At 43.4% G+C, this 23,011-nt stretch carries 26 protein-coding genes and 2 pseudogenes; 16 read left to right on the top strand and 12 right to left on the bottom strand.

What is annotated here, in order from left to right; genetic code table 11:
• Positions 1-343: pseudogene (locus F995_RS00005) on the top strand (IS5 family transposase); the annotation flags it as partial.
• 33 nt (positions 344-376) lie between these two features.
• Here the strand turns inward: F995_RS00005 and merR are convergent.
• A complete protein-coding gene (gene merR / locus F995_RS00010; RefSeq protein WP_004644734.1) occupies positions 377-832 on the bottom strand; it encodes an Hg(II)-responsive transcriptional regulator in 456 nt (151 codons plus the stop codon).
• Between the two features lie 71 nt (positions 833-903).
• On the opposite strand from merR, the gene merT reads away from it, so the two are divergent.
• The 7 genes from merT to F995_RS00045 all read left to right on the top strand — a co-directional run bounded on the left by merT (position 904) and on the right by F995_RS00045 (position 4,614).
• Positions 904-1,254: a mercuric ion transporter MerT gene (gene merT / locus F995_RS00015; protein ID WP_001294659.1), complete on the top strand. Its 351-nt coding sequence runs from the start codon at positions 904-906 to the stop codon at positions 1,252-1,254.
• 13 nt (positions 1,255-1,267) lie between these two features.
• Positions 1,268-1,543, top strand: coding sequence for a mercury resistance system periplasmic binding protein MerP (merP, locus tag F995_RS16185; RefSeq protein WP_004178136.1), 276 nt, complete (start codon positions 1,268-1,270; stop codon positions 1,541-1,543).
• A 27-nt stretch (positions 1,544-1,570) separates the two neighbouring features.
• Positions 1,571-1,996 (top strand): organomercurial transporter MerC, encoded by a 426-nt coding sequence (merC, locus tag F995_RS00025; RefSeq protein ID WP_000522996.1) that lies wholly within the window; start codon positions 1,571-1,573, stop codon positions 1,994-1,996.
• Between the two features lie 38 nt (positions 1,997-2,034).
• Positions 2,035-3,720, top strand: a complete 1,686-nt coding sequence (gene merA / locus F995_RS00030; protein WP_004644736.1) for a mercury(II) reductase — start codon at positions 2,035-2,037, stop codon at positions 3,718-3,720.
• 17 nt (positions 3,721-3,737) lie between these two features.
• Positions 3,738-4,103, top strand: coding sequence for a mercury resistance co-regulator MerD (gene merD, locus F995_RS00035; protein WP_001277463.1), 366 nt, complete (start codon positions 3,738-3,740; stop codon positions 4,101-4,103).
• The gene (merE, locus tag F995_RS00040) at positions 4,100-4,336 is read left to right on the top strand and encodes a broad-spectrum mercury transporter MerE (protein WP_001087807.1); all 237 of its coding nucleotides are present in this window, start codon (positions 4,100-4,102) and stop codon (positions 4,334-4,336) included. The genes merD and merE overlap by 4 nt, the downstream gene beginning before the upstream one ends.
• A 65-nt stretch (positions 4,337-4,401) precedes the next feature.
• Entirely contained in the window at positions 4,402-4,614 is a 213-nt protein-coding gene (locus F995_RS00045; protein WP_000993245.1) for a DUF3330 domain-containing protein, read from the top strand.
• Between the two features lie 192 nt (positions 4,615-4,806).
• Here the strand turns inward: F995_RS00045 and F995_RS00050 are convergent, their stop codons facing one another.
• The 7 genes from F995_RS00050 to arsC form a co-directional block, all read right to left on the bottom strand.
• Entirely contained in the window at positions 4,807-5,892 is a 1,086-nt protein-coding gene (locus tag F995_RS00050) for an ArsO family NAD(P)H-dependent flavin-containing monooxygenase (protein WP_171057026.1), read from the bottom strand.
• A gap of 96 nt (positions 5,893-5,988) precedes the next feature.
• On the bottom strand, positions 5,989-6,939 hold the full coding sequence (gene trxB / locus F995_RS00055; RefSeq protein WP_004644738.1) for a thioredoxin-disulfide reductase: 951 nt from the start codon (positions 6,937-6,939) through the stop codon (positions 5,989-5,991).
• A gap of 18 nt (positions 6,940-6,957) precedes the next feature.
• Positions 6,958-7,662 (bottom strand): arsenical resistance protein ArsH, encoded by a 705-nt coding sequence (gene arsH, locus F995_RS00060; protein WP_004644739.1) that lies wholly within the window; start codon positions 7,660-7,662, stop codon positions 6,958-6,960.
• Between the two features lie 4 nt (positions 7,663-7,666).
• The gene (arsB, locus tag F995_RS00065) at positions 7,667-8,707 is read right to left on the bottom strand and encodes an ACR3 family arsenite efflux transporter (protein WP_004644740.1); all 1,041 of its coding nucleotides are present in this window, start codon (positions 8,705-8,707) and stop codon (positions 7,667-7,669) included.
• Between the two features lie 5 nt (positions 8,708-8,712).
• A complete protein-coding gene (locus tag F995_RS00070; protein ID WP_004644741.1) occupies positions 8,713-9,186 on the bottom strand; it encodes an arsenate reductase ArsC in 474 nt (157 codons plus the stop codon).
• Between the two features lie 4 nt (positions 9,187-9,190).
• Positions 9,191-9,514 (bottom strand): metalloregulator ArsR/SmtB family transcription factor, encoded by a 324-nt coding sequence (locus tag F995_RS00075; RefSeq protein WP_004644742.1) that lies wholly within the window; start codon positions 9,512-9,514, stop codon positions 9,191-9,193.
• Between the two features lie 44 nt (positions 9,515-9,558).
• The gene (arsC, locus tag F995_RS00080) at positions 9,559-9,987 is read right to left on the bottom strand and encodes an arsenate reductase (glutaredoxin) (RefSeq protein WP_004644743.1); all 429 of its coding nucleotides are present in this window, start codon (positions 9,985-9,987) and stop codon (positions 9,559-9,561) included.
• Positions 9,988-10,302: 315 nt separating this feature from the next.
• On the opposite strand from arsC, the gene F995_RS00085 reads away from it, so the two are divergent.
• A complete protein-coding gene (locus F995_RS00085) occupies positions 10,303-10,869 on the top strand; it encodes a recombinase family protein (RefSeq protein ID WP_016807019.1) in 567 nt (188 codons plus the stop codon).
• Between the two features lie 225 nt (positions 10,870-11,094).
• On the opposite strand, the gene F995_RS00090 is transcribed toward F995_RS00085, so the two are convergent.
• Positions 11,095-11,445, bottom strand: coding sequence for a DUF3147 family protein (locus F995_RS00090; RefSeq protein ID WP_004644745.1), 351 nt, complete (start codon positions 11,443-11,445; stop codon positions 11,095-11,097).
• A 190-nt stretch (positions 11,446-11,635) separates the two neighbouring features.
• Between F995_RS00090 and F995_RS00095 the strand changes: the two genes are divergently transcribed.
• The 5 genes and pseudogenes from F995_RS00095 to F995_RS00115 all read left to right on the top strand — a co-directional run bounded on the left by F995_RS00095 (position 11,636) and on the right by F995_RS00115 (position 17,332).
• Entirely contained in the window at positions 11,636-12,562 is a 927-nt protein-coding gene (locus F995_RS00095; RefSeq protein ID WP_026055779.1) for a chromate resistance protein ChrB domain-containing protein, read from the top strand.
• Positions 12,559-13,908, top strand: a complete 1,350-nt coding sequence (gene chrA, locus F995_RS00100; protein WP_004644748.1) for a chromate efflux transporter — start codon at positions 12,559-12,561, stop codon at positions 13,906-13,908. The genes F995_RS00095 and chrA overlap by 4 nt, the downstream gene beginning before the upstream one ends.
• A 635-nt stretch (positions 13,909-14,543) precedes the next feature.
• A pseudogene (locus F995_RS00105) lies at positions 14,544-14,900 on the top strand (type II toxin-antitoxin system RelE/ParE family toxin).
• Positions 14,893-15,195 carry a helix-turn-helix domain-containing protein gene (locus tag F995_RS00110; RefSeq protein ID WP_001140620.1) on the top strand — a complete coding sequence of 101 codons (303 nt, stop codon included), beginning with the start codon at positions 14,893-14,895 and terminating at the stop codon, positions 15,193-15,195. Before F995_RS00105 ends, F995_RS00110 begins: the two are co-directional and overlap by 8 nt.
• 259 nt (positions 15,196-15,454) lie before the next feature.
• Entirely contained in the window at positions 15,455-17,332 is a 1,878-nt protein-coding gene (locus F995_RS00115) for a potassium transporter Kup (protein WP_004282101.1), read from the top strand.
• A 66-nt stretch (positions 17,333-17,398) separates the two neighbouring features.
• On the opposite strand, the gene F995_RS00120 is transcribed toward F995_RS00115, so the two are convergent.
• Both F995_RS00120 and F995_RS00125 read right to left on the bottom strand, forming a co-directional pair.
• Positions 17,399-17,596, bottom strand: coding sequence for a hypothetical protein (locus F995_RS00120; protein ID WP_004282105.1), 198 nt, complete (start codon positions 17,594-17,596; stop codon positions 17,399-17,401).
• A gap of 420 nt (positions 17,597-18,016) precedes the next feature.
• A complete protein-coding gene (locus tag F995_RS00125; RefSeq protein WP_004644750.1) occupies positions 18,017-19,147 on the bottom strand; it encodes a hypothetical protein in 1,131 nt (376 codons plus the stop codon).
• Positions 19,148-19,587: 440 nt separating this feature from the next.
• On the opposite strand from F995_RS00125, the gene F995_RS00130 reads away from it, so the two are divergent.
• Together F995_RS00130 and F995_RS00135 are read left to right on the top strand one after the other, a co-directional pair.
• On the top strand, positions 19,588-21,033 hold the full coding sequence (locus F995_RS00130) for a DNA cytosine methyltransferase (protein WP_004644751.1): 1,446 nt from the start codon (positions 19,588-19,590) through the stop codon (positions 21,031-21,033).
• Between the two features lie 62 nt (positions 21,034-21,095).
• Positions 21,096-22,415, top strand: a complete 1,320-nt coding sequence (locus F995_RS00135; RefSeq protein WP_004644752.1) for an MvaI/BcnI family restriction endonuclease — start codon at positions 21,096-21,098, stop codon at positions 22,413-22,415.
• 23 nt (positions 22,416-22,438) lie between these two features.
• On the opposite strand, the gene F995_RS00140 is transcribed toward F995_RS00135, so the two are convergent.
• A complete protein-coding gene (locus tag F995_RS00140) occupies positions 22,439-22,903 on the bottom strand; it encodes a very short patch repair endonuclease (RefSeq protein ID WP_004644753.1) in 465 nt (154 codons plus the stop codon).
• Positions 22,904-23,011: the final 108 nt, after the last annotated feature.

Below are 23,011 nucleotides of genomic sequence, written 5' to 3' on the forward strand. Positions count from 1 at the left end.
ATCAAAAGGCAAACAAGGGCGAAATCAAACCTACTCCGACGCAGCCATCCAATGCTGCTTAATGATTAAATCCTTATTCCGTCTGTCTTTACGTATGGTTACTGGCTTTGTGCAAAGTCTGATTAAACTTTGCGGATTAAATTGGATAGCGCCAGACTACACTACAATTTGTAGACGAAAACAGCATATTGATATTGCAATCAGCTACCAAAAAAGTAGCGATGGGCTGCATCTACTCGTAGACTCTACAGGCATGAAGTTTCTAGGTGAGGGCGAATGGAAACGCAAGAAACATGGAGCTGAATATCGTCGCCAATGGCGTAAACTACATATTGGTATAGATGGGGTCGTCTCAGAATTCGGAAAATAAAGCACGCTAAGGCGTAGTCACCCCGTGACTCCCCCGCGCCGATGCAGCGAGCTTCGTTCCGTCTTGCAGTGACGCAATCAGCGGGCAGGAAACGTTCCCTTTCCGCGCATGGCAGGCGCACACCAGTTCAGACAGCACGGCCTCCATGCGTGCCAAGTCGGCCATCTTCTCGCGCACATCCTTGAGCTTGTGCTCGGCCAGGCCGCTGGCTTCCTCGCAATGGGTGCCATCCTCCAGCCGCAGTAGCTCGGCGATTTCGTCCAGGCTAAAGCCCAGCCGCTGGGCCAATTTCACGAACCGCACTCGTGTTACATCCGCCTCGCCATAGCGGCGAATGCTGCCATAGGGCTTGTCTGGCTCCGGCAGCAGGCCCTTGCGCTGGTAGAACCGGATGGTCTCCACATTGACCCCGGCCGCCTTGGCAAAAACGCCAATGGTCAGATTCTCAAAATTAATTTGCATATCGCTTGACTCCGTACATAACTACGGAAGTAAGCTTAAGCTATCCAAACCAAATTTGAAAGGACAAGCGTATGTCTGAACCACAAAACGGGCGCGGCGCGCTCTTCGCCGGTGGGCTGGCCGCCATTCTTGCGTCGGCCTGCTGCCTAGGGCCGCTGGTTTTGATCGCCTTGGGGTTCAGCGGGGCATGGATCGGCAACCTGACGGTATTGGAGCCGTATCGGCCGATCTTCATCGGCGCGGCGCTGGTTGCACTGTTCTTTGCCTGGCGGCGCATCGTCCGACCGACCGCAGCCTGCAAGCCGGGCGAGGTGTGCGCGATTCCGCAAGTGCGCACCACCTACAAGCTCATTTTCTGGTTCGTCGCCGTGTTGGTCTTGGTCGCGCTTGGTTTTCCCTACGTCATGCCATTTTTCTACTAATCAGGAGTTCATCATGAAAAAGCTGTTTGCCTCCCTCGCTCTCGCCGCTTTCGTTGCCCCCGTGTTCGCCGCCACTCAGACCGTCACGCTGTCCGTGCCTGGCATGACCTGCGCCTCTTGCCCGATCACTGTCAAGCACGCGCTTTCCAAGGTTGAGGGCGTGAGCAAGACCGACGTAAGTTTCGACAAGCGCCAGGCCGTCGTCACCTTCGACGATGCCAAGACCAACGTCCAGAAGTTGACCAAGGCGACCGAGGACGCGGGCTATCCGTCCAGCCTCAAACGCTGATCCGTTAACCGAACTCGGGAGCGACACATGGGACTCATCACGCGCATCGCTGGCAAAACCGGCGCGCTCGGCAGCGTCGTTTCCGCGATGGGCTGCGCCGCCTGTTTTCCTGCCATCGCCAGCTTTGGCGCGGCCATCGGACTGGGCTTCTTGAGCCAGTACGAGGGGCTATTCATTGGCATCCTGCTGCCGATGTTCGCCGGCATCGCGTTACTCGCCAATGCTATCGCTTGGCTCAATCATCGACAGTGGCGACGCACGGCGCTCGGCACGATAGGCCCGATCTTGGTGCTGGCAGCGGTGTTTTTAATGCGGGCTTACGGCTGGCAGAGCGGTGGACTGCTCTATGTCGGCCTGGCCTTGATGGTTGGGGTGTCGGTCTGGGATTTCATCTCGCCAGCACATCGCCGCTGCGGGCCGGACAGCTGTGAATTGCCAGAACAACGTGGCTGACGGCAACAGCCGTAGCCACCACAGAAAAGGAAAAATACATGACCACCCTGAAAATCACCGGGATGACCTGCGACTCGTGCGCGGCTCACGTCAAGGAAGCCTTGGAGAAAGTGCCCGGCGTGCAATCGGCGCTGGTGTCCTATCCGAAGGGCACAGCGCAACTCGCCATTGAGGCGGGCACGTCATCGGATGCGCTGACTACCGCCGTGGCCGGACTGGGCTACGAGGCAACGCTTGCCGATGCGCCACCGACGGACAACCGCGCCGGCCTGCTCGACAAGATGCGCGGCTGGATAGGGGCCGCTGATAAGCCCAGTGGCAACGAACGCCCGTTGCAGGTCGTCGTCATTGGTAGCGGTGGCGCGGCAATGGCGGCAGCACTGAAGGCCGTCGAGCAAGGCGCGCACGTCTCGCTGATCGAGCGCGGCACCATCGGCGGCACCTGCGTCAACGTCGGCTGCGTGCCGTCCAAGATCATGATTCGCGCCGCCCACATCGCCCATTTACGTCGGGAAAGTCCGTTCGACGGCGGTATCGCGGCGACTGTGCCTGCGATTGACCGCAGCAAACTACTGGCCCAGCAGCAGGCGCGCGTCGAAGAACTGCGCCATGCCAAGTACGAAGGCATTCTGGACGGCAACCCGGCCATCACCGTTGTACATGGTGAGGCGCGTTTCAAGGATGAGCAGAGCCTGGTCGTCCGTTTAAACGATGGTGGCGAGCGCGTGGTAGCTTTCGACCGCTGCTTAGTCGCCACGGGTGCCAGCCCGGCCGTGCCGCCGATTCCGGGCCTGAAAGAGTCACCCTACTGGACTTCGACCGAGGCCCTGGTCAGCGACACCCTTCCCGAACGCCTAGCCGTGATCGGCTCGTCGGTGGTCGCGCTGGAACTGGCGCAAGCCTTCGCCCGGCTGGGCAGCCAGGTCACGATCCTAGCTCGCAACACGCTGTTCTTCCGCGACGACCCGGCCATCGGCGAGGCCGTTACAGCCGCGTTCCGTGCCGAAGGGATCAAGGTATTGGAACACACGCAAGCCAGCCAGGTCGCGCATGTGGACGGCGAATTCGTGCTGACCACCGGGTACGGTGAAATACGCGCCGACCAGCTGCTGGTCGCCACTGGCAGGGCACCGAACACGCGCAGCCTGGCATTGGAAGCGGCGGGAGTCGCTGCCAATGCGCAGGGGGCCATCGTCATCGACAAGGGCATGCGCACCAGTACGCCACACATTTATGCGGCTGGCGACTGCACCGACCAGCCTCAGTTCGTCTATGTGGCGGCAGCGGCCGGCACCCGTGCTGCGATCAACATGACTGGCGGCGATGCGGCCCTGGACCTGACCGCAATGCCGGCCGTGGTGTTCACCGACCCGCAGGTCGCCACCGTGGGCTACAGCGAGGCGGAAGCACATCACGACGGGATCGAGACCGACAGTCGCACCTTGACCTTGGACAACGTGCCGCGTGCGCTTGCCAACTTCGACACACGCGGCTTCATCAAGCTGGTCATCGAGGAAGGTAGCGGACGGCTCATCGGCGTGCAAGCGGTGGCCCCGGAAGCGGGTGAACTGATCCAGACGGCGGTGCTCGCCATTCGCAACCGTATGACCGTGCAGGAACTGGCCGACCAATTGTTCCCCTACCTGACCATGGTCGAAGGGCTGAAGCTCGCGGCGCAGACCTTCAGCAAGGACGTGAAGCAGCTTTCGTGCTGCGCCGGATGAGGAAAAGGAGGTGTTCAATGAGCGCCTACACAGTGTCCCGGCTGGCCCTTGATGCCGGGGTGAGCGTGCATATCGTGCGCGACTACCTGCTGCGCGGATTGCTACGGCCGGTCGCGTGCACCACGGGCGGCTACGGCTTGTTCGATGACACCGCGTTGCAACGGCTGCGCTTTGTACGGGCTGCCTTCGAAGCGGGTATCGGCCTGGACGCACTGGCGCGGCTGTGCCGGGCGCTGGATGCTGCGGACGGTGACGGTGCGTCTGCGCAGCTTGCCGTGTTGCGGCAACTCGTCGAGCGTCGGCGCGAGGCCCTGGCCAGCCTCGAAATGCAACTGGCCGCCATGCCAACCGAACCGGCACAGCACGCGGAGAGTCTGCCATGAACAGCCCAGAGCACTTGCCGTCTGAGACGCACAAACCGATCACCGGCTACTTGTGGGGCGCGCTGGCCGTGCTCACCTGTCCCTGCCATTTGCCGATTCTCGCCATTGTGCTAGCCGGCACGACGGCCGGCGCGTTCATCGGGGAGCACTGGGGTATTGCAGCCCTCACGCTGACCGGCTTGTTTGTCCTGTCTGTGACGCGGCTGCTGCGGGCCTTCAAGGGAAGATCATGACCGCTTCCCAGCCAGCCGAGAGTGGGCAGCTTTGAGCTTCGCTACCAATCTGGAGGAGTACCACCATGAACGCAAACGCCCCGAACACTGCCAGTTGCACCACCTGCTGCGTATGCTGCAAAGAAATTCCGCTCGATGCCGCCTTCACCCCGGAAGGCGCGGAATACGTCGAACATTTCTGCGGGCTGGATTGCTATGAACGCTTCCAGGCACGCGCCAAGGCCGCGACAGAATCTGACATTGCGCCTGTCCCTGGCGGTTCGCAGCCGTCAGATTGAGGCATACTCTAAAGTTACATTATTTCTCTTACAGGTAAGACTGTAGACTTGCACTTGGAGCTTTCAACTTCACTAAATAGCCCGATAAGCCTAGGTCGAGAAAGTCTTTACAAAGCTCTTTCCGGTGAGGGTTAAACTTAGTTTCGATACTGTTATCAAAGTTGTAAAAGCACTTAGTTTACGGCAAGCAATTTAACATTGGATGTAATTATAAATATTATCTAAATAAGCTGCAATTTCATCCACTGTGGCTCTCGCAGTCCTTGAAACACCCACCAGTGTCGCTGAACCAGGTCCGGTCCACTCACCATATCCTACTAACCATAGGTTGGATTGTTTGACTGCTCGTGTTCCTTCAACAAGTATCGTATTATTTTCCTCTACTATTCCAAGTGGCTTTAAATGGCTTAAAGTCGCTTTAAATCCAGTACACCAAATCACTGCATTAACCTGTTGAAAAGATCCATCTTCCCAAATCACGCCATTTTCTGTAAAAGCCGAAAATGGGCGCTCACTATGTAAAACTCCTCGTGCACGTGCATCTTTGACTGAATCAATCATGACAATATCACCCAGACCGCCAACAGGCTGATCTATTGTACGGCCTTCTAATTGTGCCTTTAAACGCTCTGTCGCACGTAAAAACAGTACACGGCCATCAACAACATCTGCTAAAAATTGAGGAGGTGTTGGCGTGATCCAAAGAGTGTCTGCCACTTGGGAAACTTCAGCCAAAATTTGTGCTCCAGAATTTCCACCACCGACTATCATTACGTGCTTATCTTTAAAAAGTTCTGCATTTTGATAATGGGCGGAGTGTAATTGCAGACCTTTGAAATTTTCTTGGCCAGGGTAAGATGGGATATAAGGATGACTCCAGGTGCCCGTTGCACTGATTACAGCCTTGGCTCTCCATATCTGTTCACCTGCATGCACACTCAATACTTCTCCTTCGCTTTTGACGTGATCAACATATACAGGACGAATAATCGGAAATTGATAACGCTGCTCATATTGCTGCAAGTATTCAATAACTTCTTTCTTGGTCGGATACGTTTGTTCTGTATTCGGCATAACCCAACCAGGTAAGGAACTCCAGCTATTCGGTGAAAACAGACGCAAAGAATTCCAAGCATGTAACCAGGCTCCACCTGCTTGATTTTGATCATCTAAAATAATAAATGGTATTTTTTTTCGCTTTAAAAAATAAGCTGTAGATAAAGCTGCCTGTCCACCACCGATAATGATGACATCAGTTTCCGTCTGTTTCTGATTCAAAGCCTTTTCCCCTTTTATTTTTTCTTTAATATAAAAACCCAATCCTGAAGACTGGGCTTTTACAATATTCACTATATTTTTATGACAACATCAAAATCAACTTAAACTATCAAGATATTTTTCAGCATCTAATGCAGCCATACAACCAGAGCCTGCTGAAGTAATCGCTTGGCGATAAACTGAATCAGCCACATCACCGGCAGCGAATACACCTGGCACTGAAGTAGCAGTGGCATTCCCCGCTGTTCCGCTTTGGATCTGAATATAGCCATCACGTAACTCAAGTTGCGCTGAAAACATCTCAGTATTTGGTTTGTGACCAATTGCCACGAATAAACCCTGTACCTCAATATCTTGCTTTGATCCATCTACAGTGGATTTTAAACGCACTCCAGTTACTCCGGTGTTATCGCCTAACACTTCATCCACTTGATTGTTCCAAAGAATGCTAATTTTGCCTTCTTTCTGTTTTGCAAAAAGATGGTCTTGTAGAATTTTTTCAGAACGCAATGAAGCTCGGCGATGCACTAAAGTCACGTGAGCTGTAATATTAGACAGGTAAAGCGCCTCTTCAACCGCAGTGTTACCACCGCCTACAACCATCACCTTCTGGTTCTTATAGAAGAAACCGTCACAAGTTGCACAGGCACTTACACCTTGCCCCATGAATTTAGCTTCAGACTCAAGACCTAAGTATTGTGCCGTTGCACCTGTGGCAATAATCAGGGCATCACAGGTGAATTCTTCCATATCGCCTTTCAGCACGAATGGACGAACGCTTAAATCCACTTCACTGATATGGTCATAGACGATTTCGGTGCCAAAACGTTCCGTATGCGCTTGCATACGTTCCATGAGTGCGGGGCCTGTTAAACCTTCTGGATCACCCGGCCAGTTATCGACTTCAGTGGTCGTGGTTAATTGACCACCGAGTTGTAAGCCTGCAACTAAAGTGGGTTTAAGATTAGCCCGTGCTGCATATACCGCAGCGCTGTAACCCGCAGGACCTGAGCCAAGAATGATTAATTTAGAATGTCTCTTTTGCATTTAAGATCACCTAGCAGTTTACAAACTGCGCTGATTGACACGTTTAGATAATTCTTCAGCTGATTCCTTACGTTCTGAATAACGATCTGTCAGGTATTTGCTTTGTCCACGAGTCAGTAGGGTGAACTTAAATAACTCTTCCATCACATCCACAATCCGGTCATAGAAAGCCGAAGGTTTCATTCGCCCATCTTCTTCAAACTCCAAAAAAGCTTTTGGAACTGAAGACTGATTTGGAATGGTGATCATCCGCATCCACCGCCCCAAAATACGCATCTGGTTCAGGCTGTTAAATGACTGTGATCCGCCACTGACTTGCATCAAGGCAAGAGTTTTACCTTGGGTTGCACGGATTGCCCCTCCTGCCAGTGGAATCCAGTCGATTTGAGATTTAAAGATTGAACTCATAGAACCATGGCGTTCAGGTGAACACCAGACCATGCCTTCTGACCATGCTAAAAGCTCATGCAGTTCTTTTACTTTGGGATGCTCAGTATCCGCATCTTCTGGTAAAGGAAGCCCTTTAGGATGAAAGATTTTTATTTCCGCCCCAAAATGCTCAAGGATTCGACCGGCTTCAAGAACTGCAAGGCGACTGTAAGAACGTTCTCGATTAGAGCCATACAGCAGCAAAATTCGCGGAGGATGAGCAAGTTCTTTGGCTTGAACTTTTTCAAAGGTGGGTTGCTCAAGAAGATTTAGATCTACATTTGGGAGATTCATAGAGTTAGGCCTCTTTAAAAACTTTCTTTCTCAGCCAGAGTGAAACACTCACCAAGGCAATCAACACAGGAACTTCGACCAGTGGGCCAATAATCGTGGTAAAAGCAACAGGCGAAGCGATACCAAAAGTTGCAATCGCTACTGCAAGTGATAATTCAAAATTATTCCCCGCTGCGGTAAATGCAATTGCTGTGGTCTTAGGATAGTCATTGCCCATCCATTTACTCATAAAGAAGCTGATGAAGAACATTAAAACGAAGTAAATGGTTAAAGGAATCGCGATGCGTAAAACTTCAAGCGGAAGACTCACGACATCACCGCCTTTTAGGCTAAACATGGCCAGAATGGTGAACAGCAAAGCCATTAAACTCAGCGGACTGATTTTCGGAATGAACTTGGTTTCATACCATTCCACGCCTTTCTGTTTCACCAAAATCCATCGCGTTAAGAAACCTAATAAGAACGGAATACCAAGATAAACCAGAACAGCATGGGTGATGGTCCAGAAATCGACATTAATGACCTGCGAAGCGACACCAAAATAGGGTGGAAGGAAGGTCAGGAATAACCAGGCATAGGTACTGAAAAATAGAATCTGGAAGATGCTGTTAAAGGCAACTAATGCTGCAACATATTGATTATCACCACACGCCAAGCCATTCCACACCAGAACCATGGCAATACATCGAGCAAGACCGATCAGGATGACACCGGTCATATATTCTGGATAACTATGTAAAAATATGATTGCCAGGGCAAACATGAGTACTGGCGCGATCAGCCAGTTTTGTACTAAGGATAAAGTAAGGGTTTTCTTATCCTTAAACACTTGTGGCAAAGTCGCATAGTTCACTTTTGCCAGTGGTGGATACATCATTAGAATAAGACCAATCGCGATTGGAATATTCACTGAATCAATGCTTAATTTATCGAGTGCGACAGAAGCCTGAGGAAAGAAGTTTCCGATGGCAATGCCTAAGGCCATGGCAATAAAAATCCATAGCGTCAGGTTGCGATCTAAAAAAGATAAGCGTTTTTCAGACATTTCACTTACTCAACGTTCGAAATTTGATTAATTGCTGCAATCAATTCTGAGCGAGATAGTTTATCTACATTAAGTTTAAATAAAGCATCTAAGCGACGATTGATATGTTCAACAGTGCTCATAAAGGCTTTTATTTTTTCTTCTTTATTCACGTCTAAGTGTGAAGGATCAGCCAAGCCCCAATGTGCCTTGATTGCTCCACCCAAATAAAGTGGACATGCTTCTTGAGCAGCAGAATCACATACTGTGATCACAACATCAGGTTGATATTGTTCACAATCATTAATCGTTTTACTCCATAAACCTTCGGTAGATAATCCTAAGTTTTCAAGGGTTTCTAAAGTTAGCGGGTGAACTTGACCTGAAGGCTTACTCCCAGCACTATAGGCTTTCCAACCTTCTGGTGCTCGGCTATTAAACAAAACTTCAGACAAAATGCTACGGCAGCTATTTCCAGTACATAAAAATAAAAATTTCATTGAATTACTCACAATAACTATTTACAGAAAGGGGGTGTTGATCATCCAGCTTTGATTGAGATTGAACCGTCTTCAAAATATCTAAAATTTCATAACACCAGTTGGCCAATTTTGGATTGATACTGTAGTAAACCCATTGGCCTTGTCTGCGATCTTGAAGTAGCCCTGAAGCACGTAAAAGGGCTAAATGTCTTGAAATTTTAGGTTGACTGAGTTGTAGTTTTTCAGTCAAATCACATACACATAGTTCTTTATTTTCAACAATTAATGTCACTATATTGAGACGTGTTTCATCTGATAAGCATTTAAAAAAATTAACTTGATCCATATAAGTCTCCTTCACATTCTTTCCATTCAAGAGATGAGAAAGTGCTATTTAATTCTTAGGCCATTTTCATCAATAATTTTTTCACCATCTTCTTTGCTAAATGCGCCTTTCTGAGGAAACGGGAGAATATCCAAAACAACTTCAGAAGGACGACACAAACGTGTACCTAAATCCGTAACAACGAATGGGCGGTTAATCAAAATAGGATGTTGAAGCATAAAATTTAAAAGCTGTTCATCAGACCAATCTTCCCGAACAATTTCTAAATCAGAATATGGAGGTACATTTTTACGAATTGCTTCTCTAACACTTAAACCAGCACTACGAATAAGTTCAATTAATTCTGCTTTCGAAGGTGGGGTAATTAGATATTCAATAACGATTGGTTCAATTCCTGCATTTTGAATTAAAGCTAAGGTATTCCTTGATGTACCACACTCAGGATTGTGATAAATCTTTATGGTCGAGAACATTTTGACTGACTCTGCTATTAGAAACTCAGATATATTTATATACGTATTTCCACATATATGCAAATACGTATATTGATTTTATTTAAATTACTTAATGTCAATAAATGTATATATATTCTTACAAATTCTTATGAGTGAGAAAAAACTCGTTATTTAAATATGTAGATTTAGAGTGTACCCTAAAGTTACAATCTGAAAGTTCATGAAATTATGTATCATTTAAATGATTTTTAATCATAAATAACATGTAACTTTAGTATTAAAGATTTATAATTTACGAAATTGTTCATTTTTATCCAATTGGGGCGTGAAAAATTGAAAGGCCAAAAAGTAGGGTATATCCGGGTAAGTTCTGTCGAGCAAAACACTGGACGTCAACTTGAGGGAATTGAAGTCGACCGGATTTTTGTTGACCGTGCTTCAGGTAAAAATACTGACCGACCTAAATTTCAGGAAATGTTGAACTATGTCCGGGAAGGGGACAGGGTGATTGTACATTCCATGGATCGTTTTGCGCGAAGCCTGAAAGATTTGGTCACTGAAGTAGATAAACTGGTCAAACGAGGGATTGCAATCCAGTTTGTAAAAGAAAATATTACTTTTACGGCCGAATCCACCCCGATGGATAATTTGATGCTGCAATTGATGGGTGCTTTTGCACAGTTCGAACGTGAGATCATTTTAGAGCGGCAAAAGGAAGGAATAAAACTCGCCTCTGCTCAGGGGAAGTACAAAGGTCGGGTGCATAAACTAAAGCCTGACCAAGCTGAAGCTTTACGACAAGCATGGAGGGAAAGGAAGTATCCATCAAAAATGGCATTAGGAAAAGCTTTTGGGATTAGTCGTCAGGCGGTATACCGATATTTACAAGTTAGTGAATAGCTTATTGGGATTGGCAACTAAATTTAGTTTAACTTATAAAAATCATGAAACATTGTTCGAATTTTAAGCGTGGAACATAAATAATCAATAAAAAGCCGCTCTGGTACCCTATGCCCCACAACGGCTTGATCTAATATACTGAAATTTAATGATAAATATCAAGTATTTCGTATAAGGTGTATTATGTTAATTTTAGAAAAACTAACATTCATGCCCCTAGTTCATTTACAGCAAATCAATACCGAAATGGTGCAATATAGCTGCCCATGCAAGAAAAAGAAGAATGGTCATTACGTAGCAAATGGCTAGAGATAGCCAAAATCCATAACGCTGATAAAGTATTGGGAATGCTAAAAACATAGGTAATGTCGGTACTACATACCAAAAGGTATACCAAGCATGATTTGAAATTTTCTGCGGGTCTTGATTCTCAAGTTTCATCCATATCAGCACAAGTATCGTTACGATAGGCAAGGCTGCAATCAATCCGCCTAGACGGTCACTACGTTTAGCAACTTCTGAAATAAGTATGACCATTCCAGCAGTTAGAGCGTACTTAGCAATAAGCCAGACCATGTGCATTTCCTAGATGAATAGATTTATAAAGTTCTATTTTACAAACTGCTAAGTTATAAGCATCTGTTGAATTTACTATTAAAGGATAGAAAAATCTTTTATGACTTTTACATATATTCTTATTAAAGGAAAACTATTTTTAATCCTTTAAAATTGTTATAAGATAAACAAAATTTGTTGATTTTATAACATGAAAATATCATTACTGATCTCATCACTTCCCAGTCAAAGCACAACCGCAAGAATGCGAATTTGGCGTTCATTAAAGTCAAATGGTGCAGCAACTTTAAGAGATGGTGTTTACCTCTTACCCGAAGCACATTCTGAAAAATTCGAGTCTGTTGTTCATGATCATCTTAATGAACATGGGCATGCCTATATCTTTCAGACTGAACCTCCTGCACATTTAGACCTTGCTCAACTTTTCGACAGAACTGGAGAATATGAAGAACTGAGAACTGAAATTTCACAAATACAAAATACGCTTGAGGAAAATAAGAAAAAAGAACATCTCAAACAGATTCGAAAATTAAGAAAAAACCTCAATTCACTGATAGAAATAGATTTTTTCCCAAATACTCATCAAAGCAAAACACTGAATGAACTCACCCGATTAGAACAAGTTATTGCCCGGTTAGGTGAATACGATGAACCCAATAATTTTGAACAGCAATTAAAAGTCCTATGCAAGCAAGATTTTCAAAATAAAATCTGGGCAACCAGAAAGCGTCCTTGGGTTGACCGTTTGGCATCGGCATGGATCATTCAGAAATTTGTAGACCCTCAGGCAAAATTTATTTGGTTAGAGCATCCCAATGATTGCCCCAAAGATACCTTAGGTTTTGATTTTGATGATGCCCAATTTACCCATATCAATCATCTAGTCACTTTTGAAGTGTTAATGCATAGCTTTGAATTACAAAACCCTGCTTTAAATAAAATCGCTGAAATTGTTCATTTTTTAGATGTTGGGGGAAATGAGCCTGCCGAAGCCTTAGGCATTGAAAAAATCTTGCAAGGCTTAAGAAGCACGATCACAGATGATGATCAATTACTCCATCTTTCAAACCATATTTTTGATGGCTTATATGCAGACTTTCAAAGGAATTTAACATGAATAATAAGCCATCTTTAATAGATGAAACAGAAATTGAATCTATCAGCTTTTGGCAAGCATTCAAATTTTGGTTAAAACTGGGATTCATTAGCTTTGGTGGCCCTGCCGGGCAAATCGCTGTTATGCACCAAGAGTTAGTTGAAGAAAAAAAATGGATTTCAGAACAGCGTTTTATGCACGCATTGAATTATTGCATGCTCTTACCCGGCCCCGAAGCTCAACAACTTGCAACTTATATTGGCTGGTTAATGCATAAAACCAAAGGTGGCATCGTTGCAGGGGTTTTATTTGTTCTACCTTCTCTTTTTATCCTCATTGGGCTGTCTTGGGTCTATGTGAAATATGGCGACGTCCCGATCATTGCCGGTTTGTTTTATGGCATTAAGCCCGCAGTTGCCGCAATTGTATTTCATGCCACGTATCGTATTGGCAGTCGTTCATTAAAGAATAAATTTCTATGGGCGATTGCAGTTATCGCTTTTCTTGCAATATTTATTTTTAATATTCCTTTCCCTTTAATCGTTTTATGTGCAGCGATATCGGGTTATTTGGTCGGTAAAAAGTATCCTGATTTATTTAAGCTAAATGCACATCAGTCCAGTCAAAAATCCTATGGACGTGCAATTATTGATGATGATACCCCTACACCTGAACATGCTGTTTTTAAATGGTCTCATCTGATCAAAATAACTGTAATTTCAGCACTTTTATGGGCAATTCCACTCATCTCTTTAACAGCAGTTTTGGGATGGAGTCATTCTTATACTCAACTGGCTTGGTTCTTTACTAAAGCTGCACTTCTGACATTTGGTGGTGCTTATGCTGTTCTGCCTTACGTTTATCAAGGCGCTGTCGGTTTTTATCACTGGCTCACCCCAACTCAAATGATCGATGGTTTAGCCCTAGGTGAAAGTACTCCCGGCCCATTGATCATGGTGGTGGCTTTTGTCGGCTTCTTAGCAGCTTATAACCATTCGCTGTTGGGTGCTGAACATCAATTTATTGCAGGTGCATTAGGTGCAATCATCGTCACGTGGTTTACTTTTATTTTCTCATTTTTCTTTATCTTAGCCGGAGCACCTGTTATAGAGTCCACACACAATCAAATTAAATTTACTGCCCCTTTAACCGCCATTACCGCTGCCGTGGTGGGCGTAATTTTAAATTTGGCACTCTTTTTATGTTACCACGTGCTTTGGCCACAGGGTTTTGAAGGGAATTTTGATTATATCTCTGCCATTATTGCAATTTTAGCTGTAGTCGCATTATTTAAATTTAATCAAAGTGTGCTCAGAGTCATCATCGGTTCTGCTTTAGTGGGTTTAACGATTAAAATTTTACTATAAAGAATGAACACTAGAGGTATGGATAAAAAATCTATGCTTCTTTTGACACGATTCAAGGTATCTTCTTTCATATAAAAAATTAAAGAATATTCCACTAAATCACTCCCCATTTAACATAATGGCGGTTATACGAAGTACACTTGTATATTAATATAAAAATCAATATCTTAAAAATTTACACCAAACCCTAAAATCCATAAAAAGCCGACTTTGAAACAAGTCGGCTTTTTTATGAGCAGTTTTGATACTTCTTGCCAATAAAATTGTTTAAAAAATAGTCAATTTTGAGATTTTTCAAATTTTATCAATGCCTCAATGTCCGAAACTATCCCCAATTGCTGTGGATAAAATTTAGGCTATTTTGTACGCTCTGGCGTACATCAATCTCGGCCCTTTGCGGCTACCTGGGACAGTGGAATTTTCCTATGATGAACTCATCGGGAACAGGAAGTTCCATACAAGAATAACAAGAGATAAGCACAAGGACTGTAAGGTACGACAGGAGTTATACCGAGCGAACCAATACGAAAAACCCCGGCAGGATGCCGGGGTTTTTTATTTCCTATCCTTTCTCATTTGCAAAATAAACATAATGCTCCTAAAATATAGACTATAATCTATATTTTGGTTGTGGTATGTGGACAGTCATTACGACAGATCTATTTAATCAGTGGCTTGAACAGCAAGATGAACCTACACAAGAGAAGGTCCTAGCTGCCCTGGTTGTTCTACAGTAGCAGGGACCGAGTTTAGGCCGTCCTTTAGTAGATACTGTGTATGAGTCTAAATTTACCAATATGAAAGAACTGCGTGTTCAACATCGCGGTAGACCCTTAAGAGCTTTCTTCGCATTTGATCCCTTACGACAGGCTATTGTTCTATGTATTGCTGATAAAGGCGGTAAAAAGCGTTTTTATAAAGACATGCTGGATATTGCAGATGAACAATACCAACTTCATCTCACTACCCTAGGAGATAAATCTAATGGCTAAGACTCTGCAAGAATTGTTAGCTAGCCGCTCTCCAGAGAGCCAAGCCCGTATTCAAAAAATGGCAGATGAATTACTGCTAGAAAATCAGCTTCATCTTATTCGTGAAGAACTCGAAATTTCTCAAAAAGAGCTTGCTGAAACTTTGGGAATAAAACAGCCATCGCTTTCAGCAATAGAAAATCGTGGCAATGATCTTAAGATTTCAACCATGAAAAAGTATGTTGAGGCAATGGGTGGGAAGCTCCGTATTGATGTAGAGCTTCCAACAGGAAAACATATAGGATTCAACGTTTAACAATAAAAATGGGAGCTATAGGCTCCCATTTTTAGATTCGTATAAGGTGTATTATGTTAATTTTAGAAAAAACTTAAAATTATCTATTAAAGAATCATATATTTTTGGATTACTTATAAGTGAAATAGCACCTATATAGTGCAGGCTTAGCTAGAAAAACTATAACACTCTAAGAAAGTATGGGTTTTTATGTACAAGGCAATTTCATAAGAAGCCAGATGATAAAATTCGAGGCTCCCCAATTTTGTAAATCAAATATATGCAAAATAATGTGAGTAAGCCGGCAGTACCAGCATTAACACTGGCTGCACTAGGAGTAGTATTCGGCGATATAGGAACGAGTCCATTATATGCATTAAAAGAAAGCTTTCATGCGACACGCGGGCTACCTATTAATGAACTTAATATCCTGGGAATTCTCTCTTTAATCTTTTGGACCATTACCTTAATTGTTTCGCTTAAATATGTTTTGGTGATCATGAGAGCTGATAACAATGGTGAAGGGGGTATCATGGCATTACTCGCCTTAAACCTTAGGCAAAAAGGATTGTCCCGTGGAAAAAGACTGGCAATCATTATCTTAGGTTTCATTGGAGCATCCTTATTCTTCGGTGACGGTATCATCACCCCTGCTATTTCTGTTTTATCTGCAGTTGAGGGACTTTCTGTTGCTGCCCCGTCATTTGATCGCTTCATTATTCCAATCAGTATTGGAATTCTTATAGCTCTCTTTGCCGTTCAAAAACATGGGACTGCAATGATGGGGAAGTTTTTTGGTCCTATTACCCTGTTATGGTTCCTATCTATTGGTGCCATTGGCATTATGAGTATTATTCAAAGTCCATTTGTTCTTGCATTATTCAGCCCACACTGGGCTTTTTTATTCGTTATTAACAATCCTCTTATTTCATTTTTTGTAATGGGAGCTGTGGTTTTAACAGTAACAGGTGGTGAAGCCTTATATGCGGATATGGGACATTTTGGTATTTTACCGATCAAGTTAGGCTGGTTTTTAATTGTACTGCCATGTCTGATGCTGAATTATGCTGGACAAGGAGCATTACTGTTAAGAGATCCTTCGGCTATCACCAATCCTTTTTACCTGCTTCTGCCTTCAGCCCTTCTATATCCTATGATTATTCTGGCTACTGCAGCTGCAGTGATTGCCTCACAGGCTTTAATCAGTGGGGTATTCTCTATGGCTAAACAGGCAATACAGTTGGGATATCTACCTAGGCTTACAGTTTTACATACCTCCGCTTCGGAAATTGGACAAATTTATATTCCATTACTGAACTGGCTCCTGTTTATCTCTATCACCATCTTGATCTTAATATTTGAAAGTAGCAGCAAGTTGGCAGGTGCTTATGGTCTGGCCGTCACTGTGACCATGTTCTGTGACACACTGTTAGTAGCTTTTCTGGCTTATAGTTACTGGAAATGGAAAACATGGAAAGTCTTACTGTTCATTATTCCATTCGCCTTTATTGATCTGGTTTTGCTGAGTTCAAACCTATTAAAAGTCCTGATTGGAGGCTGGGTACCAGTCGTTATTGCGGTTATTGTTTTTACCCTCATGATGACCTGGAAAAAAGGCAGAGAGATTCTTCAGGACAAACTGCAGAAGGACACGCTTCCACTGAATGTGTTTCTTGAGCACCTTGAACAGACAGGTCAGAAAGTGAGTGGAAATGCCGTATTTTTAACTGGAACGCCTCAAGTCGTACCCCATGCGCTTTTACATAATCTAAAGCATAATAAAGTTCTGCATGAACGTAATTTTTTGGTGACAATCAAGACTTCTGAAATCCCGTATGTTGATGAAGCTAAGCGAATCGTTACTGAAGTACTAGAGAATGGTTTTTTCAGAATAACGATCCATTATGGATTTAAAGAAGAGCCTAATGTGCCTCATTCATTGAAACAAGCTTTTTCAGTACTGGATCTTGAGTATGACTTAATGAATATCAGCTTCTTTGTTTCTAGAGAAAGATTAATTCCAAGTCTGTCCAGCAAGATGTCTACATGGCGTGAAAAGTTATTTGTCGCAATGCAAAAAAATACCAGCCCTGTCAGTGATTTTTATAAAATCCCTTCTAACCGGGTGGTAGAGCTAGGTAGTCAGATTGAAATTTAAGAATTTCTAAAATGAATAGGCACCTTTAAATAAGGGTGCCTATCTGATCAGAATAAATCTTTTACTTTAATTTTCCAATAGTTGACCAATCTCTAAAGCTGAATAACCACGTTCTTTAAAGATCAAAATAATTGCTTTTTTATAATCTTCAGAAGTAGAGGTCTTATATTTTGTTATAAGTTGAATTTCAGAATTAAGCTGAAGGTCATTTTTTATCGTCAACACTTCCGTAGAGACTTTATTAAAAATCTTGAAATTAAACATACAGGCGCTCTTTATCAATATTATAGCGGCCCGACTACAACAAATACCTGCCTTAGCTCAGCTAGACACCCTTGGCTGCAAGGATTACAAATTAGACAAGATTCTGCAAGTTTTGCTCCATTGAAAGTATGAATATTCAACTAAAGAAGGTTCCATTTAACATAATGGAGGTTATACGAAATTCTGTTGTTAGAACCCATTCAAAATGTCTATATTCTCACCAATAAAAATGTCTAGTTTATGATGACTTGGCTGTAATTTCCTATGATGGATGTATCGAGAGCAGGATGCTCCAAATAACAAGAATAAGGAAATCGCACAGGATCAGCAGATACGACAGTACTTACACCACGCGAGCCCAATACGAAAAACCTTGGCAAGATGCCGGAGTTTTTTATCAGGTAATCTGGATTTTATTGATCAAGATACTAAGGCATGGTTCTTGATGACATTGGAAATTTCTTCACTAAAAATAATTTCAACATCATTATTGCCGTCAGCATTTAAAGGCTTTTTCACTATCATAAAGAGGTCTTTAAGAATCTTTAATGTAAGAGGATCTTGACCAGTACTTTGAAGACGATAAGCAGATTCATCAAGAATAGTATTTAATCTTTTGATCTTGCTTTCATGAATATTCTTCTCCACAGAAATAAGATAAGCACGGTAAAGGATCGCTATGACAGTTTTATATTTTATATAAACTTGCATATTCAGTCTGCCAGCTTGAGGAGAGGATATAAGCATATCTTTGCAAATTATTTTTCTGTTAGATACATCAAAATCTGAGTGGGTTAACAAATCTCGAATTTCACGCTGAATATGCACTTTATTGAAATAAGGTAAGCTGGTTTCAATCGCTTTTTTTAGATTTTTAATAGTCAGGTTCGTTTTATTATTAGCAAGACTTGAGAAATCCATACCTCTTGAATTATCCGCATATACCAAAGCATTGCTACGCGTCATCATTGTAATAGCTGACCAGAATTGATAGTTAAGTTCAGCCTTGAGCTCATCACTTAGATCAAGAGCCATATAGTTATCATAGATATAAATAATATCATCAATATTTTTTAAAAGCTCAGAGGCAACCGCTACCTCAGATTTAACAGGATTAGGATTGAACTCGATTCCAATCATGGAAGATATTAGAAACCCGAATAATCGAGCCATATCCTGATTTTCAATAATAGAAGCATAGCTGTACTCTTGAGCTAGAGTATCCATTGCTGTTTGAGCTAATGCTTCATATAAATCAGAGTCTTGTACCGGACGTGCTATATTTTTAACAACCACTGAAACATCCGGATGTATAAGACTGGTAAATAACCCTGAGGCAATATTAAATTCAGCATTAGATTTAAGATGGTCATTCATCATAAGAACACGAATAAGATATTTATTATTCTTAATTTTTTTATGAGTTGAAACTAGACTTATGATGGCATACGTAAATCTTGGGTCTTCAGTATCCATGTAGGAAATACCTTCAACTTTATAAGGATGGCGATAATTCTTAGGTGGTACTAGTTTAATTTTTTGCTCTGACATGTGAATTCTTGAAGAAACCTCGAAGTTTTAAAAATAAACATTGGGATAGACTAAGAAAATGAATTATCAATACTTTTCCTATTCTTGCACAGTTTTCCTTTTTTAGCATTTGAAGGTAAGACTAAAATTCCTTTTAACTTGGACTTCTTTCTGATGGAGGTTGTATCTAAAGAAAAAAAGAATAATCATTTTACCAACCATAATCGTCAAAAATGACAAGAATCACAAATACATTTCATAGTAAGCTGCTGACGCTTTATGTACTTACTTTAGCAATTCTCATTAATTTTCTATTTGTTTAAAAATCCGCATATGTACCAGAATCAACTAAAAGATCAGTTGAGTATTGCATAATTAATGAACACAAAGAACTTAAATCCTCCAATCTGGGTTAAATGAGTGATAAAATATCACTCAAAATACCCAATATAGATTTATAGATGAAAGAGCTTTTGTCCCAAGCTGATGACCTGCATGAAAAGTATCTAATCCAGGAAAACCAGAAAATTGCAGAACACAAGGCGCTGGTTAATCAGGTACTGGAGTCCTATGACCAGAAAACTGTTGCTGAAATACTTCGTAGAGTAGGTCAGTATGACTGGACCCGTGAAACGCTGAATAAATGGCTGAATGGAAAGAGTGCACCAAGGGCATTGAGTGAAGGTGAAGTAGAAATGCTTCAGCAAAAAATGCTTCCAAAACCACCAGCCCACCATCCAGATTATAAATTCCGTTTTATTGATCTTTTTGCCGGTATTGGTGGGATCAGAAAGGGATTTGAAGAAATCGGCGGACAATGCGTGTTTACCAGCGAATGGAACAAGGAAGCCGTCCGGACATACAAGGCTAACTGGTACTGTGATCCTGAACAGCATAAATTCAACGAAGATATCAGACAGGTTACGCTGACTGAAGATCCGGATACAGACATCAATGAAGCTTATGAGCATATTGATAACGAAATTCCAGATCATGAGGTACTACTGGCCGGTTTCCCATGCCAGCCGTTCTCTCTGGCAGGTGTTTCAAAAAAGAATTCCCTTGGCAAGGCTCATGGTTTTGAATGTGAAGCACAGGGAACTCTGTTTTTTGATGTGGCACGTATTATTGCTGCAAAACAGCCAGCCATTTTCGTACTCGAGAATGTAAAAAACTTGAAAAGCCATGACAAGGGAAATACCTTCCGTATCATCATGAAGACGCTGGACGAGCTGGGCTATGATGTTGCAGATGCTGACGCGAGTGGTCCGAATGACCCCAAAATCATTGACGGCAAAAATTTCCTTCCCCAGCACCGTGAGCGTATTGTACTGGTAGGCTTCAAACGCAGTCTGGATATCAAGGGAGACTTTTCCCTGAAAAATATCAGTAAACTCTTCCCTGAAGCCCGTCCGACCATACAGGATGTGTTAGAAACAGAAGTAGCAGACAAGTACATACTCACTGAAAATCTCTGGAAGTATCTTTACAACTATGCAAAGAAACATCAGGCCAAAGGTAACGGTTTTGGGTTTGGTCTGGTAGATCCGAAAAATCCTGGCAGCGTGGCCAGAACCCTTTCAGCTCGTTATCATAAAGACGGTTCGGAAATACTAATTGACCGCGGCTGGGACATGCAGCGGGGAGAAGAAGAGTTTGATGATCCAAATAACCAGAAAAACCGCCCACGTCGTCTAACACCACGGGAATGTGCCAGACTGATGGGCTTCCAGAAACTGGACGGAGAAGATTTCTTCCGTATTCCGGTCTCGGATACACAGGCATACAAGCAGTTCGGCAACTCGGTTGTTGTGCCTGTTTTCGCTGCCGTTGCAAAGTTACTGGAACCTTATATTTTACGTGCAGCAGAAATCCGGAAGCGTGAAAAAGACAAGATGTCTGCTTAAAAGCTATAAAAATCACTAAAATAGAGGTACGATCCGGTTAGAAGACAATGACTGGATTGTATATGGCCACTCTCAGACAGATATCACAGAAAATGCAGGATCTGGGTGCAACCCGTATCCTGCTCAAGCTTCTTTCCAATAATGACAATTCCAAACAGCAGATCTATTTTGGGGGGAATTTTGAGGTTATTCAGGACTTCCCGCTGGGAGAGATCCGTGCTGATGGAGAGTCCAGCAAAGGCCCTATATTCAAGGCACCTCTCAAACTGTTCTGGATTACACCAGAAGGTGAAACTGAAGAAGCCGCAGGTTCCCAGATTATCCTTTATCCCAAATATCCGGAAATCAGGCTTTCGGGATTCCTTCGTGGCTGCTCGCTTGCCCCAAGCAAGATAATGAAACCACCAACATCAGAAGAACGTGAACGGTATGCCAGCCAGAAACGGGGCATGATACTAGGACTGACTGATGACAAGGTCTTTGCGTATACAGGATCATGGAATGAAGAAATTTCAAAAGAGATCCAGGAATATACCGAACAGAATCAGGACAAGCAGGTCCTGTCAGTTTTCTATGAATATTACTCCAGCCTTGCAGACAGTCAGGGTCTTTTAATTGAAAAACTCAAAGATATCTACATCAAAGGGCCCATAAGATCCAGAAGACTGGACAAAGACGGTACTGTTATCTTCTATGAAGCACCTAATGGAGCCGGTTTTACCCTTGAATGCGAATTTGGCATCATTCCAAACGGAAATGCCAGTCCAGATTTTCTGGACTGGGAGCTGAAAACAAGATCAAAAAGCAGTACAACTCTGATGACTCCTGAACCGGATATCGGACTCTATCGTGATAGCTATGCAAATTTCATGAATACCCATGCAAACCGTAGGCAACCGCATCAACTTTATTTTACCGCCAAACACCAGACTGGAATCCGAAATCCGGAAACCCACCTGACACTTTTCATTGAAGGGTATGATCTGGAGAAAAAGAAAATCACCTTGAGCGAGGGTGGCTATTTTCTGAAAAATGACAATGGAGAAATTGCGGCCGGGTGGACCTTCAGCAAACTGCTCAATCACTGGAAGAAAAAACATACAAAAACATGCTATGTCTCATATACTAATTTAAAAATTGAAGGATCTACCTATTACCAGTTTGGCCCAAAGGTATCGCTGGCTAAAGGAGCGAGTATTGAAAAATTCCTGGATGCCCTGTCTACAGGAATAGTAGTCCATGATCCAGGATGTAAATATGCATTGGATCAGAATACAGGTAAATGGAAACAGAAAAAACGTAACCAGTTCAGGGTGTCAGCAGGCAATTCAGCTTGCCTCTATGATGAATATAAGGAGCTTGATCTGTCATCAGAGGAATAAGTATGGCTGTATTTTCCCAAAGATCATAGATCTCTTTGAATGTCACGTATTTTAAGAAACTGTTCATCACCTGCAAGCCAGTCAGCAATTATACTGACTACTTTTTCCGGATCTTTTTTGGCTCCCCGAATACTGCATTCCCAGACGATACAGACCCGCCAGTTACTGGCGAGCAGGAGATCTACAGCTCTGGAATCATTCGCCTGATTACGACAGATTTTTTCCTGCCAGAATTCAGTCCGCGTTGCCGGTAACCTGAAAAGATGGCAGTCTTGGTGGCCATGCCAGAAACAGCCATGTACAAAAATCACTGACTTATATTTTGGTAGCACAATATCCGGTTTTCCCGGCAGATCCTTTACATGAAGACGATAACGGAATCCTTTTTTATGAAGCAGGTGTCTTATTAGCAATTCAGGCTTTGTATTACTGCCTTTGATTCCGGCCATCATACGGCTACGTGTAGAAGGGTCAACAATATCTACCACTAGTCTCTCCTATCCTTCCTGACTAATCCTTTTCTCTTTTATTCCTTCAGTAATTTTTATCATCCAATAAAGGAGAGCAAAAAATGGAATAAGCAAGATTAATAGATA

This window comes from Acinetobacter sp. CIP A162, assembly GCF_000367905.1.
In the GTDB taxonomy this organism is placed as follows: Bacteria; Pseudomonadota; Gammaproteobacteria; order Pseudomonadales; family Moraxellaceae; genus Acinetobacter; species Acinetobacter lwoffii.

Excerpts from the sequence above, each read along its gene's own strand:
- merR (WP_004644734.1), bottom strand. The coding sequence starts at position 832 with ATGCAAATTAATTTTGAGAATCTGACCATTGGCGTTTTTGCCAAGGCG.
- merT (WP_001294659.1), top strand. The coding sequence starts at position 904 with ATGTCTGAACCACAAAACGGGCGCGGCGCGCTCTTCGCCGGTGGGCTG.
- merP (WP_004178136.1), top strand. The coding sequence starts at position 1,268 with ATGAAAAAGCTGTTTGCCTCCCTCGCTCTCGCCGCTTTCGTTGCCCCC.
- merC (WP_000522996.1), top strand. The coding sequence starts at position 1,571 with ATGGGACTCATCACGCGCATCGCTGGCAAAACCGGCGCGCTCGGCAGC.
- merA (WP_004644736.1), top strand. The coding sequence starts at position 2,035 with ATGACCACCCTGAAAATCACCGGGATGACCTGCGACTCGTGCGCGGCT.
- merD (WP_001277463.1), top strand. The coding sequence starts at position 3,738 with ATGAGCGCCTACACAGTGTCCCGGCTGGCCCTTGATGCCGGGGTGAGC.
- merE (WP_001087807.1), top strand. The coding sequence starts at position 4,100 with ATGAACAGCCCAGAGCACTTGCCGTCTGAGACGCACAAACCGATCACC.
- F995_RS00045 (WP_000993245.1), top strand. The coding sequence starts at position 4,402 with ATGAACGCAAACGCCCCGAACACTGCCAGTTGCACCACCTGCTGCGTA.
- trxB (WP_004644738.1), bottom strand. The coding sequence starts at position 6,939 with ATGCAAAAGAGACATTCTAAATTAATCATTCTTGGCTCAGGTCCTGCG.
- arsH (WP_004644739.1), bottom strand. The coding sequence starts at position 7,662 with ATGAATCTCCCAAATGTAGATCTAAATCTTCTTGAGCAACCCACCTTT.
- arsB (WP_004644740.1), bottom strand. The coding sequence starts at position 8,707 with ATGTCTGAAAAACGCTTATCTTTTTTAGATCGCAACCTGACGCTATGG.
- F995_RS00070 (WP_004644741.1), bottom strand. The coding sequence starts at position 9,186 with ATGAAATTTTTATTTTTATGTACTGGAAATAGCTGCCGTAGCATTTTG.
- F995_RS00075 (WP_004644742.1), bottom strand. The coding sequence starts at position 9,514 with ATGGATCAAGTTAATTTTTTTAAATGCTTATCAGATGAAACACGTCTC.
- arsC (WP_004644743.1), bottom strand. The coding sequence starts at position 9,987 with ATGTTCTCGACCATAAAGATTTATCACAATCCTGAGTGTGGTACATCA.
- F995_RS00090 (WP_004644745.1), bottom strand. The coding sequence starts at position 11,445 with ATGGTCTGGCTTATTGCTAAGTACGCTCTAACTGCTGGAATGGTCATA.
- F995_RS00095 (WP_026055779.1), top strand. The coding sequence starts at position 11,636 with ATGAAAATATCATTACTGATCTCATCACTTCCCAGTCAAAGCACAACC.
- chrA (WP_004644748.1), top strand. The coding sequence starts at position 12,559 with ATGAATAATAAGCCATCTTTAATAGATGAAACAGAAATTGAATCTATC.
- F995_RS00110 (WP_001140620.1), top strand. The coding sequence starts at position 14,893 with ATGGCTAAGACTCTGCAAGAATTGTTAGCTAGCCGCTCTCCAGAGAGC.
- F995_RS00115 (WP_004282101.1), top strand. The coding sequence starts at position 15,455 with ATGCAAAATAATGTGAGTAAGCCGGCAGTACCAGCATTAACACTGGCT.
- F995_RS00120 (WP_004282105.1), bottom strand. The coding sequence starts at position 17,596 with ATGTTTAATTTCAAGATTTTTAATAAAGTCTCTACGGAAGTGTTGACG.
- F995_RS00125 (WP_004644750.1), bottom strand. The coding sequence starts at position 19,147 with ATGTCAGAGCAAAAAATTAAACTAGTACCACCTAAGAATTATCGCCAT.
- F995_RS00130 (WP_004644751.1), top strand. The coding sequence starts at position 19,588 with ATGAAAGAGCTTTTGTCCCAAGCTGATGACCTGCATGAAAAGTATCTA.
- F995_RS00135 (WP_004644752.1), top strand. The coding sequence starts at position 21,096 with ATGGCCACTCTCAGACAGATATCACAGAAAATGCAGGATCTGGGTGCA.